Annotated in this window: 12 protein-coding genes; 6 read left to right on the top strand and 6 right to left on the bottom strand. The window is 43.7% G+C overall.

Annotated elements, in window-relative coordinates; all coding sequences use genetic code 11:
- Entirely contained in the window at positions 1–1,269 is a 1,269-nt protein-coding gene (locus tag RH88_RS10665) for a DUF3137 domain-containing protein (protein WP_005595764.1), read from the top strand.
- Between the two features lie 65 nt (positions 1,270–1,334).
- Here the strand turns inward: RH88_RS10665 and RH88_RS10660 are convergent, their stop codons facing one another.
- From RH88_RS10660 to RH88_RS10645, 4 genes are all read right to left on the bottom strand, one after another.
- Positions 1,335–1,973, bottom strand: coding sequence for a hypothetical protein (locus RH88_RS10660; RefSeq protein WP_241212181.1), 639 nt, complete (start codon positions 1,971–1,973; stop codon positions 1,335–1,337).
- 157 nt (positions 1,974–2,130) lie between these two features.
- Positions 2,131–2,790: a hypothetical protein gene (locus RH88_RS10655; protein ID WP_241212180.1), complete on the bottom strand. Its 660-nt coding sequence runs from the start codon at positions 2,788–2,790 to the stop codon at positions 2,131–2,133.
- 241 nt (positions 2,791–3,031) lie between these two features.
- Complete coding sequence (locus RH88_RS10650; RefSeq protein WP_005595761.1) at positions 3,032–4,636, bottom strand: toxin-antitoxin system YwqK family antitoxin; 1,605 nt, start codon at positions 4,634–4,636, stop codon at positions 3,032–3,034.
- A gap of 592 nt (positions 4,637–5,228) precedes the next feature.
- Positions 5,229–5,717, bottom strand: coding sequence for a DUF6985 domain-containing protein (locus RH88_RS10645; protein WP_005595760.1), 489 nt, complete (start codon positions 5,715–5,717; stop codon positions 5,229–5,231).
- Positions 5,718–5,941: 224 nt separating this feature from the next.
- Here RH88_RS10645 and RH88_RS10640 point away from each other — a divergent pair, with 224 nt between their 5' ends.
- Positions 5,942–6,814, top strand: coding sequence for an alpha/beta fold hydrolase (locus tag RH88_RS10640; RefSeq protein ID WP_005595759.1), 873 nt, complete (start codon positions 5,942–5,944; stop codon positions 6,812–6,814).
- Positions 6,815–7,079: 265 nt separating this feature from the next.
- Here RH88_RS10640 and RH88_RS10635 read toward each other — a convergent pair whose 3' ends face one another.
- Positions 7,080–8,081, bottom strand: a complete 1,002-nt coding sequence (locus RH88_RS10635) for a metal-dependent hydrolase (RefSeq protein ID WP_005595756.1) — start codon at positions 8,079–8,081, stop codon at positions 7,080–7,082.
- 312 nt (positions 8,082–8,393) lie between these two features.
- Between RH88_RS10635 and RH88_RS10630 the strand changes: the two genes are divergently transcribed.
- The 3 genes from RH88_RS10630 to RH88_RS10620 are packed head-to-tail and all read left to right on the top strand — an operon-like array spanning position 8,394 to position 10,034.
- A complete protein-coding gene (locus RH88_RS10630) occupies positions 8,394–8,732 on the top strand; it encodes a hypothetical protein (RefSeq protein ID WP_005595754.1) in 339 nt (112 codons plus the stop codon).
- A gap of 38 nt (positions 8,733–8,770) precedes the next feature.
- Positions 8,771–9,643, top strand: coding sequence for a patatin-like phospholipase family protein (locus RH88_RS10625; protein ID WP_005595753.1), 873 nt, complete (start codon positions 8,771–8,773; stop codon positions 9,641–9,643).
- Between the two features lie 34 nt (positions 9,644–9,677).
- On the top strand, positions 9,678–10,034 hold the full coding sequence (locus RH88_RS10620) for a hypothetical protein (protein ID WP_005595751.1): 357 nt from the start codon (positions 9,678–9,680) through the stop codon (positions 10,032–10,034).
- A gap of 170 nt (positions 10,035–10,204) precedes the next feature.
- On the opposite strand, the gene RH88_RS10615 is transcribed toward RH88_RS10620, so the two are convergent.
- Positions 10,205–11,713, bottom strand: coding sequence for a DUF3360 domain-containing protein (locus tag RH88_RS10615; protein WP_005595750.1), 1,509 nt, complete (start codon positions 11,711–11,713; stop codon positions 10,205–10,207).
- A gap of 770 nt (positions 11,714–12,483) precedes the next feature.
- Between RH88_RS10615 and RH88_RS10610 the strand changes: the two genes are divergently transcribed.
- The coding region (locus RH88_RS10610) for a glycoside hydrolase family 2 protein (protein WP_005595748.1) at positions 12,484–14,358 on the top strand (1,875 nt) is incomplete at its 3' end.

Raw genomic sequence — 14,358 nt, 5'->3', positions numbered from 1 at the left:
ATGCACAGTAACCGTATTGTTACCCGCAACATCGATAAAATTCGCGATGATGTGGAATCGGCAACCACTCAAGACGATTTGCTTACACTGATTAAGCATGTTGAAACCCATTCTGGGCCGTTGAATTATCGCGATCCTACTTTGCAGGCACTTAAGTGGTTGTTAACCGCGTTTTGTGCGCTGTTACTGTTCTTGATCTTTATTCATAATGACTTTGAGTGGGTAAGCTACATAACCCACTACCTGATTGATGATGCTGGCTTTTGGATGCCTGTGATATGGGCGGTGATAGCCATGAACTTCCTCTATGATAGAGGCATCTATCCGATCTCGGCAGGCTTAAACTTACTGTTGCTTAGCGCTGTGATGGCGGTGGTGGCGACGTACGTGCCACGTTGGCCTAAAACGTTTTGGAATGCAGTTGAAGAGTTGATTGCCCTTATCAGCTTTGGCTTTTCAGACTATCGGTTTGATAAAGAGTTGACGTTCGTGGTGCTGGTGTTTCTGCTGACCATTGGCTTATGGGGATGGCTCTATTTTCGAGCCAACTGGCGTAAGCCAATGTCAGATAGAATATTCTTGCGAGATGCGCTGATAAACAATGAGCTAACAGAAATTACTGGCCAAGATGCTGATAACGCAAAATCGCTCGCCAAGCAGTTTAATGAGTTTCGCTTAGGCGGGAACAGTGGAAAAATAGTCTTGCTATGCCAAGGTCGCTACCAAAAACCGGGCAGTAAATTCGTATTTCGTCTGTTTCATTTTCAATATACAGTGACTAAAAATAAGACAAAGTCGACCAGTAACGGTGGTTATCAGAGTACAACAACCGAAGAAGTGCACAATCGATACGGTATCTTACTCGATTTTCCGTATGCGAGTAGTTTGACGATTAACGGTTATAAGAAGGCAAGCTATAAGGGCGTTGACTACCATAGCGAATCAACAGCATTCAATCGCCTCTACACCGTGCGGTCAAAAGAGGCATTAACGGCGGCGCGAATTCTGAAACCAGGCGTGATTGACCGATTAATCGAACTTAGGCAGCAATTTGATTATCCAACACTTGATATCAATGACCAAGGGCGCATGTGTATCTCAACATCCACGCCACTGATTAGCGAAAAACGTCAACATAGTCTGTCTAATCCAGCGAAGTTTTATCAAGAGATTGCAGGCCATACTGAGCTGGTTGGTGTAAACAAAATGCTCGACTATGCTCACGATTTACTGCGACTCAGTGATAATAATTTTCAGCAAGATAGCTAAAATGTGAATCAACAAAAAACGGGCATCATGCCCGTTTTTTATTGGTTAGCCGTTTAATGATCTCTTTACTGCTCTGCGCGATAGACAAATAGTGCCATGTTCGTCACCGTCTCATCGATAGGTGTTTGGTTAAACTCGCCGGTTTTCTCATCGGTAATCGAGTATTTCATCTCACCCGCTTTCGCTAATCTTGTCGTTTTGCGGCAAGTTTGCATGTTTTTCACGTTGCAGTTTTCTAACCAAGCTTCGGTTGGAAAGTAGGTTGCATATAAGGCGATTTCGTTAGTCGTTGCGTCTTTGGTATGCAGCACTTTTATTTGAACAATGCCGTCAATCATCCCTTCTGAGAGCACGCTATTGATGACTTTTTGGTATTGATCTTTATAAGTATCCGCGTTATTGCTGACAAACAGGTACGATTCAAGGCCAAATTCCTCCAGCTTTGAGCCAAGCTTGGTTGCAAAGGTTTTGCTCACCTCATGAAAGAAGGCATTGGCATTAGGATTATCGTAGCTTGAGTTAAGGCCATCCCCAGCCACAACCAATACCCGTTTATTTTGTGCATTGTCTACTTGGGGATTGCTACAACCTGCGAGCAAAGCGACTAAGGCAACGAGCAGCAGTTTATGCGGCAGTTTGAACGGTAGTTTACGTAACAGAGTAAAACGTAACAGAGTAAAACGTGACATTGTGGAATTGTTCATGAATAAAGTTCTCGATAGATCAGAAAGCGTCGCACGCAGTAGTTGAATAGTTGAGTGTTTGCGCTGCGATAGTCGACATTGTAACCGAAGGCATTACGCCGCAGTCACCATTTAAGTCTTTATTAGTTAGTCGATAAATTGCCTATTGAACTTGGGACTACTGAGAAACAAGCGCTTGTGCTTCTTTAAGGGTTAACGCTTTATAGCCTTGCTGTTTTAAGCGCTCAGCGATTGTTTGCTGCAACAATGAACTTGTCAGTTTCTTATAGCCTTGATAGCTAAAACCGATTGCCGATTTAGAACCCTTCAGCACCAATACATCATCAGGCTTCACTTCATACCAGTCTTCTTCCGTTAGGCCGCAGATAAAATTGTTGTACCAGAAACGATAGCCGTTAATGTAAACACAACCGTCAGGGCCTTTGTTTTTATAGCCGTGGCGAGTCTCTTTGACGCTGTTCAAGATAATCGCCTTGTCAGAGATGGCATGGTGGATTATTACCGGTAATCCTTTTGCCAGCGATATTTGCAGAAAGACAGGGATAACGATGACGATGCAAAGAATAGCCTTCCATCGTTTATGGCGCATCTCTTTAATATGCAGGCTCAGTACTGACTGCTCATCTTTCATCGATAACACCATGAGTATGACGATAACAGCCGAAATTAGGCCAATAATGGCGGTTAATATCGCATAGAGTTGGTCATTGATCAGCGTGGAAGTCAAAACTCCCACAAGGAATAACACCATTTGCGCCATCACGATATACCCCAGTACTTTTTTGTAGGTTGGCGTTCCGGGGGCGTAGATGCTCATTGATTCTCTCGTGGTGTGATGTGCGATTAAAGGCTCTAAGTTTTTCGCGGTGATTATAATCATTCCTGATGATAGCGGGCTATTTTCCTATTAAAATACGCCCCATGTTGACCATCAACATAGAATCTTGCGAGCTATCCCTCTATAGCAATGCATTACATTAGGTATTGGTGATTGAAGAAGGAGGCTAGTATAGGAAATCTTGGCAGGCAAAAGGCAAGACCTGATTCCGATTATTTTCTCATTCCACGAAGAAATTAGAAATGCTGTGAATAATGGCTTTAATTTTAATGTCATTATCATACACCTCTGTATAAGCGATTTTACCATCTTTGTTATAACTGTTAAATGTTCCATGCCTAACCCCGTGTTTATATTGAGCAGTCTCTGAAATTTGATTGCTGTCTTTGAAGAAATAGTAATGAATGCCATCTTTCAAACCCTCTGCATCGTAGGTTTCCGCTGCAATTTTATGATCCGTTTTTAAATAACCATTCCATAAACCTATTTTTTTACCTTGCTTATAAGTACCTTTCCAGAGCGTTGAATTATCAAGAGAACTCTCTTGGTATTGCCATAGGCCATCTCTCTCTCCGTTAACGTATGAGCCTTTGCTTGATAGCTTGCCAGTTTGAGAGTATGATTCACTATGACCATGTAACCTTCCATTGTGATAGTGTTCTAAGACTAATAAGTTATTATTGTTACGTGTTGTAATTTTACCATGTTTCTTACCGTCAGCATTGTAGTTTTCGATACGATGTGTCTGATCGAAATAATATTCCCATGTGCCAGTTTTGTTGTTATTAAGATATAGTCCTTTTTCTCTTACAACCCCATTCCTATCAATTCTTGAATATTCTCCGTTCAGTTCGCCATGAATATAGTTTTCTATCGTAACCTCATGATGGAAAAAATTCACAAACACCTGTAGCTTATGTTTCTTTCCATTGAATTTTTCAGAACGGGAATGTAGTTGCCCTGACTCATCAAAACGTTCGATGATCTTTGAATTATTAATTTCGTTAATGTGTTTTTTAAAAATAACAATGGAGTTTTTGAACTTTTTTTCATCACTCACCACTTTTTGACCTGTGTAGGTGGCGAGGTAGTCATAGACAAGTTCGCCGTCAATCGTAAATTGCTGAGAAGAAATTTTTCTTCCTTCATCATCAAACTTGGTGTTAGTTTTTATCGCATCGACCTTGTCGTGATATTCAAGCTTACATCCTTGTGGCTTATCATCGGTATAATTGATGGTTGATTCCAAATAACCAGATTCGTAATATGTTTTCGACTCCCCAAATTTTAACCCATTTACAAAATTAGTCTGACTTTGTATTTGTCCATTTTCATGCCAAGCTTGTGCTATTCCATGAACTTTATTATCTATTATCGTGTAGCTCTCGCTTATTATTCCATGGGGTCCAAATTTAATTACCTGGCCGTTTGGCTTATTTGCAACGTAATTTACCTGCTTATTCAGACGCCCGCTTTCATCAAAATAACTGACTGTACCTTCAACATCTCCCTTTTCATTACGATGTAGCATCTGCGATAAATGGCCATTCTTGTGATAATACTTAAATATTCCAATGCCAGTTGAGTGAGCGATATCGCCTCCTGTCAGTGTCCCTTCAGAGGCAACAGTTGTTCCACCCACGTAGTAGAATTTGTATGGCCATAATCCGTCTTGCTGTTTTAGTTCTTCGGTCAGGTAGAAGGTTGCCTCTGATTTAGATGCGACAATTTCCCCGTCCATGTCTAGCCAGACGGGTGTCGTCTTAGCAAATGGGCTAATGACGCTAAAAGCTAAAGTGATCGTTATTATGGTTGCTGTACGCATCTTACCTTTCCTTGAATTCGCCTTTGTTGCGGTGCTTTGAGTCCTGCATCTTGAAGTAGCTTATTACCATGTAATTTAAAATTATTCATGACTCTAAGCGATGCAATATGCGTGAGTTGGCAAATATCATTTAAATAATAAAGTTATTAATTACAAATGACTCGCTGAAATCTACTTCATCCTGCTCTGGCGGATTCTCTCGTAATAATTCCCTAGTCCAGAGTTGTGCGTGAGTCGTTAATCAAAAGGGTCAGGTCTTGTGTTTTGCTACGCATTACTTTTTGTATATCAAAACTAGCTGACTATCTGTAACGTATTTCGCAGCGCAGTAAATTTTGGGGCATTTTCTTCTTAGTGAATTTAATTTAACTTAAATCGAAGAGATCGATAATCGGTTGTCGATGCGTAAGCGAGCTTCCGACTTGCTGAAGTGTCTGCGCATAAGGTCGTTCCTAGGCATCCTGCCTTCACGACATTTGTGCGTCCATGCACGAAACCTGTGGCAGAGAGTTGATAAAAATGCAGGCACTATTTCAATTGGATCTGCCAACACCAATTCAGCCTTTGAAGTGAGGCCTATTTTTAAAAAGCGTTATAGCGAGCGATACACGATCTGCTCAAAGCCTTGCGAAATAATCTCATCCCTTTGGATCACAATGCCAAAGCCATGCTCTTCATCCCACGCGCATTCAAAAACCATCCCTACAGCATTTTTGTCTGGGTGGTGCAAAACAAACGCAGAGAGTTGCATTAACTTAAATATATCCCCAGCCTGCATATCAGCTTCGCTTACCTCACCAACATTTGTCGGGTAAGTTTCTGAATCTTCATCAAATACATCGAGAAACTCTGACTCTTCAAGTAGCTCCTGATAGTTTTGCTTAACGTAATCGCAGACAAGCGCATAAATACGCTTTTCATTAGCAAAGAACCATTGCTGCATACTGTCCGCAATAGACAGGTCTTCTTTAGTGCGAAAGCTAACATTGCCGTAAGCCTTAAAATCATGCCAAGCACGCAGCTCAGTCGTACCTTCGTGAAGCTCTTCACCTGCTTGCCAAGTGATTTTTGTCGTTTGCATAATAAACTCGTAAAGTGATGATTATATTAAAAATAGTTTGTCACAAATGTGTAGTTTAAAGCAAAGAATAATATTCTTGGCTAAATAGATCGAATGAGAGAGTGAACGGGTGAGGCTTTTATTTCCAAACTACTATTGACCTGTCTACAACTTCACACTTTATAGTGGCTATATTGATTGAGAGGGGGCTTTTTCTGCACTCTCCAAATAAGCAGAGAGACATTATGAAACGTTTAATTTTACGCATCACACTCTTGGTATTCATGGCGCTTGGTAGCGTAAATGTCATCGCTGATGATTCAATGGTGAAGTACGGTATTGCGCTATCTAACGATGGTGAGCAAATTGCGTATGGCAAAAGTGGCAGCGGGGATATGGCGCTGATCTTCATTCATGGTTGGAGCTTAGACAGCAGGTTATGGCAAAACCAAGTGAGTGAGTTTTCCAAGCACTATCAAGTGATCACCATGGATTTAGCAGGCCACGGTAACTCGTCGTTCAACCGTGAAGTGTACACAATGGTTGCCTTCGCCCAAGACATTGAAGCGATCATCGATAAAGAACAACTTGATTCCGTCATCTTAGTCGGCCATTCCATGGCGGGTGGAGTGATAGCCGAAGCGGCGAAACTGATGCCGAAAAGAGTGAAGGGCATTATTGGTATCGATACATCGCAAAACGTGGCGTTACCGGTTTCACAAAGCGACTTAGATGCAATGACCAAACCGTTTGAAGACGATTTCCAAGCGGGTATGACGGTATTCGTGCAAGGCTCGGTACCCAAAGAGGTAGACTCAGAACTTCTTTATTGGGTAACGCAAGACATGGCCTCAGCGCCGCCAGTTGCTGCGATAAACCAGTTCCGCAATTATCTCGGCCAATATGTGACAGGCGAAGCACACCGCGTGTATGAAAGCGTGAACGTGCCGGTCATATTAGTCAATGCGCGCTTATGGCCAACCGACTCAGAAGCGAACAAGAAACACATTAAGGACTACAGCATCTACTACATTGAAGACTCAGGCCACTTCCCAATGCTAGAGCAACCAGAGCAGTTCAACAGCACACTGATGAAAGCGATTAAGTCCGTCAAGTAGGGCGGTGTATTTGTTACAGGATCGATGTAATCGTTCGATAGAAAAACGAAGGCCTCGCGTTTGCGAGGCTTTTTTTGTGTTGTACAGAGAGTAAATAACTTGGGCAGATATTCGTCTGGTTTAACTGACAATCCTTTCTTAACCTTCTCTTAGTTTACATTTACCATCCCTTACATCGACCATCCCTTGGCTTGTTATTCCTGAAAGAGACCATTTTGATTGACCAATCACCGAGTTAGTAGAAATGCTCTTTATATTGGCTTGGTTAGAAATCGAATAGCATGTCGGAAAAGAGTTGTCTTGATTCTGAACTATTGTCACGATGTGTCACGTATTCGACATGGACGTCCGTACTCGCTGATGGTGACAGCTTGACGCTCCAAAGCGCGTTGAATTGATTTGGGACCATTGAATATCGTACATCGATGATATGTAGCTCGTCGTCGGGGGATCTCGCTAGAAAGCCGTTTGAAAACTGACTGAAACGTTCAATGTCTTTGGCTTGTTGCGAATTAGGGTCTAGCCACGGAAAATCCCGGCTTAGATCGAGCTTTACGATGGACTCGCCGGGATATTTTTTTATTGAACGAGTAACTCGAATAGCGTCAACATGGTAGTTCTCCTCCGTTTCATAAATGACCTTCCAAAGCAAAATATTTGCAAAAGTCGGCTTGGCTTCTAATTGAATCGGTACGTGTTGCCGTTCTTTCGCCAGTTGCCAACCTACCGCCTCAGCCCTGTCTCTTTGAATCATGCCGAGCGTGGGGTAAGTTAAAGCCCAAATTACGGCGATACGTGCAAGCCACGCATTTCGTTTTAGTAGGGTAAATACGACTAATATCAATAAGGGAAGGGTGAACGCTGGATCAATCACGGACACAAGATTCCAAGCGTAACGTTCTTTGGTTAGAGGCCAAAACAGCTGAGTACCATAAGAGGTACAAGCATCCAACAACGCGTGAGTGCTATAACCTAGTGCGCAATGAAGCCAGCTTTGCTGAAATGATAGTTGGTGCTTTTTGCCTAATAGTCGGTGTAAAACCAGAGCACATAGGAAACTGCCAAGAGGAATAAAAAAGAGTGAATGAGTAAACTGACGATGGAACTCTAAAAAGAGTAAAGGATCGCTTTCAGACCGGATCAAGACATCCAGATCCGGTGCCATTCCAGCGACTAGCCCGAAGAACCCAGCGATAAGTACGTGTTGTTTTTTGCTCGCCGATAGAGAGAGGGACGCGCCCAGTACACCTTGCGTTAGTGGGTCCATCATTAACTCATTGATTATGTATTAATTAATAGTAGATGATTGGCTGAACTTCACCACTAAAATGCCAGTAATACGAATGAATACCCGCACATTGCCATCGACACAGAAGCGAATGAGAAACCTATTAAGACCTCGCGTGCACGAGGCTTTATTGTGTTCTGAATAATACACAATATTAACCGTACCCGTGTTTCAAGCTGGCGCAGGATTTCTGAAAATGGCCGTGAATTACCGTCCTTAGACGCTCAATTTCTACCACGTTTTTCCTCTGATAGTGATAGAATCTCTGCATCAAAACTATCGAGAATCTCTATGTTTATTCATCATGTTAACGACATCGACTGGCTGGTGATTACAGCGTTTGAAGAACTGAAATCGATGTTTATCGAAGATGCCGGTCCAATCCCGTCTTACTTCTCTACCAGCAGTGAATTGAGCCTGATTGATCAAGCCAAACGCAGCTATGGATTTTTGCCTACACTCCGCGGTGTGATCACCGATACCGGCACGTATCAAAGTCAAGAGCTCGAAGAAGATTTGATCCCACAGCTTGCATGCTTAGTTGAAGGGCGTGGTCGAGTGTTCATCTATCACGGCAGCTACGTCGCTTTTGTCGATGATGAGCAAACCTTTATCACCCGTATGGACTGAAACTTACCCAAAAACTCATGACTTAAAGGATTCATACGATGGCAAAAACGATCTCTCTTGTACTTGGCAGTGGTGGAGCAAGAGGCTTAGTTCACGTTGGAATCATCCGCTGGTTAATTGATCATGGCTATCAGATACAATCTATCTCTGGCTGTTCAATTGGTGCACTTATCGGTGGTGTCTACGCTGCGGGTAAGTTGGATCAATTTGAAGAATGGGTCACCAGTATCGACCAAAAGGATATGGCGATGATGCTGGATTTTTCATGGCAGTCGAGTGGTATGTTTAAAGGGGACAAGATCATCGACACACTGCGTGAACTGATCGGCGAGATTTCTATTGAAGAGCTGCCTATCCCTTATACCGCAGTAGCCGCCAACGTCGCCGAAGAAAAAGAGGTTTGGCTGCAATCCGGCTCTCTGTTTGATGCCATTCGCGCCTCGATATCTTTACCATTGTTCTTCACGCCTCATGTCATCGGTGGTGAAGAGCTCATTGATGGCGGAGTGCTCAATCCCGTACCGATTGCGCCTACCTTCGGAGACAAGACAGACTGTACATTGGCTGTAAATTTAGGTGGTGAACCTGAAACGGTTAAACCGGAAGCGACACCTGTTTCCCGACCAATAAAAGAGAGTAATCTGCATGAGAAGGTTGTTCATTTTATCGATAATTTAGGTAGTAGTGTAAAAAGTAAAATGACCCTTAATTTTGCTGCCTACGACATTGCCAACCAAGCATTTGATGCGATGCAATCGACCATTGCTCGCCAAAAATTGGCCGCTTACCCCGCGGATATTACGCTGGAGATCCCACGTAATGCCTGTGGCACCTTAGAGTTTGATCGCTCAAAAGAGATGATAGACAGAGGCTACCATTTGGCGCAGGCTAAACTGGGCAACCGGCTTTAATGGTTAGCTCGTTGACGTGACGGAGAGAGTATTTATGCAAACTGAACTCAAACAACTTGAACTCCACGAGCTTGTGGCAACAAGAGATGTCATCGTACTGACCAGCTTAGAAATGCCTGCGGTCTCTTGGCTGATTGATTGCTATCAAGAGAGTGCGGATATCCAGATTATCGAGAATGCACATCAATTAGATACTGAAGCGATTTTAGCGCAATGTCGAAGCAGCCTTAGTGACAGCAAAAAGGTCATACTTACCGCGCAGTTTCGGAGCCAACTGCCTATCATCAAGATCGCTTCACTGTGCAATGAGAAGCGTAAATCATTGATCAATATTGAGCTATCAGGCTGGGATGAAGAAAAAATCCGTCCCCACTCTTACAGCAGTTTCTAGGTAACGCTGTGAAAGCGATTAAGTCCGTCAAGTAGGGCGGTGTATTGGTGAAAGGATAGCTGTAATCGTTCATATAAAAACGAAGGCCTCGCGTTTGCGAGGCCTTTTTGTGTTGCGAGCAAAGCTTAATCTAAAAAAGGATCAAACATTCAATCACCCTTATTCAAAGGTTAGCGAAAACTGGGCATGATTGCTGGAAGCCCAGGTAGCAGGCCAACCAATGCCATCACGCCACTTAGCACAATAAACATAATGCCAGGCAACACCCAACGGCTCATTTTACTCAGTTCACTGCTACGTTCTTTACAACCGACTAAGCCTAAGTTGTCCAACAGCATGGTAAGAGCCCAGCCAAATGCAGGGTTAACGAGCGCTGAAGAAAAGACAACAATCGCTGCCGACTGGGTGGTTTTTCCTTCACGCGTCATTTCCATTCCTGCTTCTAGTAATGGCACAAACACCCCAACAATGAGCGCAACACACAGTACAGGCTGCCATATCGCCAAATCCATTGGGTAGCCCCAAACCGCAGCGATGATACAGAACAGAGCCGTCAGCAAAGCGCCGGCAGGAATAGGGCGTTTGGCAATCGCCGCCGGTATGATGTAAGTGCCCCATGAAGAGGTGAAATTCGTGCCACCAAGCAGAGAGCCGAACATTTGACGAATAGAAGCCGTGGTCATGGTATCGTCAATGTTCATATGGACTTTTTCGGTACGTTTTGGATAGCTAATTTTTTGAAATACTTGATGGCCTAGAAAATCGGGTGACCACATCGCAACCGCTAAAATCGCAAACGGTAATACCACCATGAAATGTTCAATCGTCGGTAAGCCTAGCATCCAGCCGGTATCTTCCCCCCACCAATACATCGGGTTCATATTGGGCAAACCCGGTTCGGTTTGAAAAGAAAACGGCGCACCCATGGCAAAAGCTAACGTACCACCTAGCAAGCAACTAAGAGGGACTGCTAGCCAACGTTTGCGAAAATGTTCCAATAAAGCATAGAGAATAATGGTGCAAAAGATCACGACAAAAGCAATATGGCTCATGTCGATTCCTTCAGCCCAAGCGAACAGCTTTTTCACTTGAGAAACGGTTCCCACAAAGCCAAGGTAGAGTAACAAGCCACCACACACGCCTTTACTGGTGAGGTTTGCCAACATGCTGCCGCCTTTACTGATGGCTAAGAGTAAGCCAAATGTGCCAATCAACACACCAAATGCCATAGGGTGCCCGCCTGCGGCAACCACAATTGGAATTAAAGGGATGAGCGGGCCGTGTGTTCCTGCTAGGTTTGCGGTTGGCAATAAAAAACCGGAGAAAAGAATGATGAAAATAGAGGCGATGAGTAACTCATAACGAACATTTTCTAAAATAAAGTCTTCGTTTAGGCCTAGCGCCCCGGCAAAAGTTGCAGCAATGGCACCCACCATAACCACTTTACCAATGGTTCCCGCCATTGCAGGAATCGTATCTTCTATCTCAAATCGATAATCTTTAAACGGTAGATTGGGACGCCAACGTTTAGGCGCCATGATTTGTAATTCATGCTCTAAATATTGTTCTCGGGAAGCAAATTCTGAGCTTGGTTTATGTTGTTGTTCATAAGTGAGTTCGCCCTCATTGGCTTGAGGCTGATCAGGTCGTATATGTTGGGATTCTAAAGTGCTGCTCATGTTGATTCCTTTCGTTCACACTCTAAGGTGTGTTATTTCAACAAACGTTATTGAATCACGGCGCGAAGATTTAGCGGAGTCGCTATATCTTTTCTGCCACAAAGAACTCGGTGGTTCTATTTTATTTATCAGTAAATGTATTAATTAATAAGTTAACTCACTATTAAATAGGAATATTAAATTAACTTTTTACTAAAACTCATCATTGAAATTAAGTTGTTGTTACTCTATACCAAACCTAAAAAAACAAACAGTCTCAGTCAGTTAGACATTAGTCGTAGAGCGCGCTGGAGAGTATGAGAAGCTTTGGCGAGTAAGAGGGATTGAATTTATAGGCTACTCATTTTATTAGTAATTAAGTAAGTAAGGCGATAAGCTGGAGGATGGTCTTATCTTTTGTCGTTATTATTTTTGTAATACGAACACTAGATGCCTATTTGAATTAAGACGTTGGGGCGTAAGACAATTGTTATGTTAACAAGTTTGCCGATAAATGACTGAGAATTGAGGTGTTAAATCGTGGTTGGAAACCATTCTGTATGGGATGGTTTGGCGAATATCGATTAACGAATTTTTCAACCGGCGAAAAGCCATTTCACTCGGCAGCCACCAAAGCCTGTTAGCCGCTTTCATCGCACTGTCATTGCGCTGAAACTGCGCGTGAAGTGCGCCGCATTTTGTGTGCAAATAACATGTCATTTATTCTGCTACGACGTCCTCAGGATTACATTGAGTCAACCTGTTCTAATAATAAAATAAAGGTGTACCCAATGGTTCATTTGGAACTCAATGGAACGTGGCGTTTGACGTCGCCACAGCGTCCAGATATCGATATCGCAATGACGTTACCGGGCGACAACGTAACGGCGTTACTGCAAGCAGAGCTCATTCCCAATCCTTACCTTGCCGACAACGAAGCCAAAGTTCGGTGGATTGAAGAGTGTGAATGGCACCTCTCACGTCAGTTTGAGGTAGGTTCAGCTATATACTCAGCAAAGCACGTTTGGTTGACGCTAACCCGCGTTGATACCTTGGCGACCTTCTACATCAATGGTGAACAAGCATTCCAGTGCAGTAATATGTTTGCGCAGCAACGTGTTGATATAAAGCCGTTTTTAAAACAAGGCAGCAATACGATTCGAGTGGAGTTTGCTCGCGTGGATTTGGAAGGATTAGAGCGCGCAAAAACATTGCCGTTTCCGATCCCTTCCGCCATGGGGAATAATCAAATACCACACATGAATTTGATCCGTAAAACGCAATGTCATTCCGGTTGGGATTGGGGGATCTGTTTGATGGTCTCTGGCATTTATGACCCGTTCCAAATTGATGTGATCAGCGATGTGTGGTTAAAAGGTTTTTCGACCGATCAGCAATGGCAAGCGGATGGCAGTGTGATCGTAACAGCATTGGTCGAAGTAGAAAGTGACCATCATCCGCACGAAGTGAGCGTGGATTTGAATGGGGAGCGCCAAACCATTCAAACCCAAGGCAGCGGTCACTATCCATGTCAGTTCCATATTCGTCAGCCTCAGCGCTGGTGGCCTGCTGGCTATGGTGAATCTTACCTTTACTCGATTAGCGTTTGCTGCGCCGAGCAGACGTTGTCACGCAAGATCGGTTTACGTCAGCTTCATTTAAATAATCAAACCGATCAACATGGCTCTGCGATGGAATTTGTCGTTAATGGTATTGCGATTAATGCCAAAGGTGCTAACTGGATCCCAGTGGATGCCATGCCCGGGAGAGAGTGTGAAAAGCGCTATCGTGATCTGTTACAAAGTGCTGTCGATGCCAATATGAACATGATTCGCGTTTGGGGTGGCGGCCAGTATGAAAGTGATACCTTCTACAACCTGTGTGATGAGCTAGGGTTGTTAGTTTGGCAAGATATGATGTTCGCCTGCTCGTTGTATCCTTCTGATGATGGCTTCTTGAAAGAAGTGGAGCAAGAACTTCGCTTCCAAATTCCGCGCTTAAAAGAGCACCCATCGATTGCGTTGTGGTGCGGCGATAACGAAGTGATTGGTGCGATTGGTTGGTATGACGAATCCAAGCACAACAAAGTGAAGTACACCGTTAATTACGATCGCCTTAATCGAATGATAGAGCAAGTTATCGGCCAGCAAGATGATTCACGTCGCTTCTGGCCTAGCTCTCCATGTAATGGCGAGTTGGATTTTGGCGATGCGTGGCATGACGACAGCAAAGGCGATATGCACTTTTGGGATGTTTGGCACTCAGGTAAATCATTTGCGGCTTATCTTGACGTTAACCCACGTTTTTGCTCGGAATTTGGTTTTCAATCATGGCCGTCTTTTGCTGAAGTGAAGCAGTTTGTGCCCGAGCAAGATTGGAACGTGACATCGGCGACTTTTGAGCAACATCAAAAGAACCCGCGCGGTAACAGCATCATCACTGAGATGTTCACGCGTTATTACCGTTTCCCGACAGGTTTTGAACAAATGCTGTATCTAAGCCAAGTGCAGCAGGCTATGGCCATCAAAACCGCTTGCGATCATTGGCGCGCTATCTCGCCAGTGTGTCGCGGTATGCTTTACTGGCAATTGAATGACAACTGGCCGGTAAGCTCTTGGTCTAGCTTGGAGTACAGTGGCCGCTGGAAGCAATTGCATTATCACACT

Origin of the sequence: Vibrio scophthalmi LMG 19158, assembly GCF_000222585.1 — a bacterium.
GTDB classification, from domain to species: Bacteria; Pseudomonadota; Gammaproteobacteria; order Enterobacterales; family Vibrionaceae; genus Vibrio; species Vibrio scophthalmi.
Note: the sequence above shows the minus strand (reverse complement) of the source record. Positions and strands in the feature narration are given on the sequence as shown.

What these genes read in the sequence shown, in the direction of transcription:
- RH88_RS10665 (WP_005595764.1), top strand. Translation starts at nt 1, where the DNA reads ATGCACAGTAACCGTATTGTTACCCGCAACATCGATAAAATTCGCGAT.
- RH88_RS10660 (WP_241212181.1), bottom strand. Translation starts at nt 1,973, where the DNA reads ATGAACAATTCCACAATGTCACGTTTTACTCTGTTACGTTTTACTCTG.
- RH88_RS10655 (WP_241212180.1), bottom strand. Translation starts at nt 2,790, where the DNA reads ATGAGCATCTACGCCCCCGGAACGCCAACCTACAAAAAAGTACTGGGG.
- RH88_RS10650 (WP_005595761.1), bottom strand. Translation starts at nt 4,636, where the DNA reads ATGCGTACAGCAACCATAATAACGATCACTTTAGCTTTTAGCGTCATT.
- RH88_RS10645 (WP_005595760.1), bottom strand. Translation starts at nt 5,717, where the DNA reads ATGCAAACGACAAAAATCACTTGGCAAGCAGGTGAAGAGCTTCACGAA.
- RH88_RS10640 (WP_005595759.1), top strand. Translation starts at nt 5,942, where the DNA reads ATGAAACGTTTAATTTTACGCATCACACTCTTGGTATTCATGGCGCTT.
- RH88_RS10635 (WP_005595756.1), bottom strand. Translation starts at nt 8,081, where the DNA reads ATGGACCCACTAACGCAAGGTGTACTGGGCGCGTCCCTCTCTCTATCG.
- RH88_RS10630 (WP_005595754.1), top strand. Translation starts at nt 8,394, where the DNA reads ATGTTTATTCATCATGTTAACGACATCGACTGGCTGGTGATTACAGCG.
- RH88_RS10625 (WP_005595753.1), top strand. Translation starts at nt 8,771, where the DNA reads ATGGCAAAAACGATCTCTCTTGTACTTGGCAGTGGTGGAGCAAGAGGC.
- RH88_RS10620 (WP_005595751.1), top strand. Translation starts at nt 9,678, where the DNA reads ATGCAAACTGAACTCAAACAACTTGAACTCCACGAGCTTGTGGCAACA.
- RH88_RS10615 (WP_005595750.1), bottom strand. Translation starts at nt 11,713, where the DNA reads ATGAGCAGCACTTTAGAATCCCAACATATACGACCTGATCAGCCTCAA.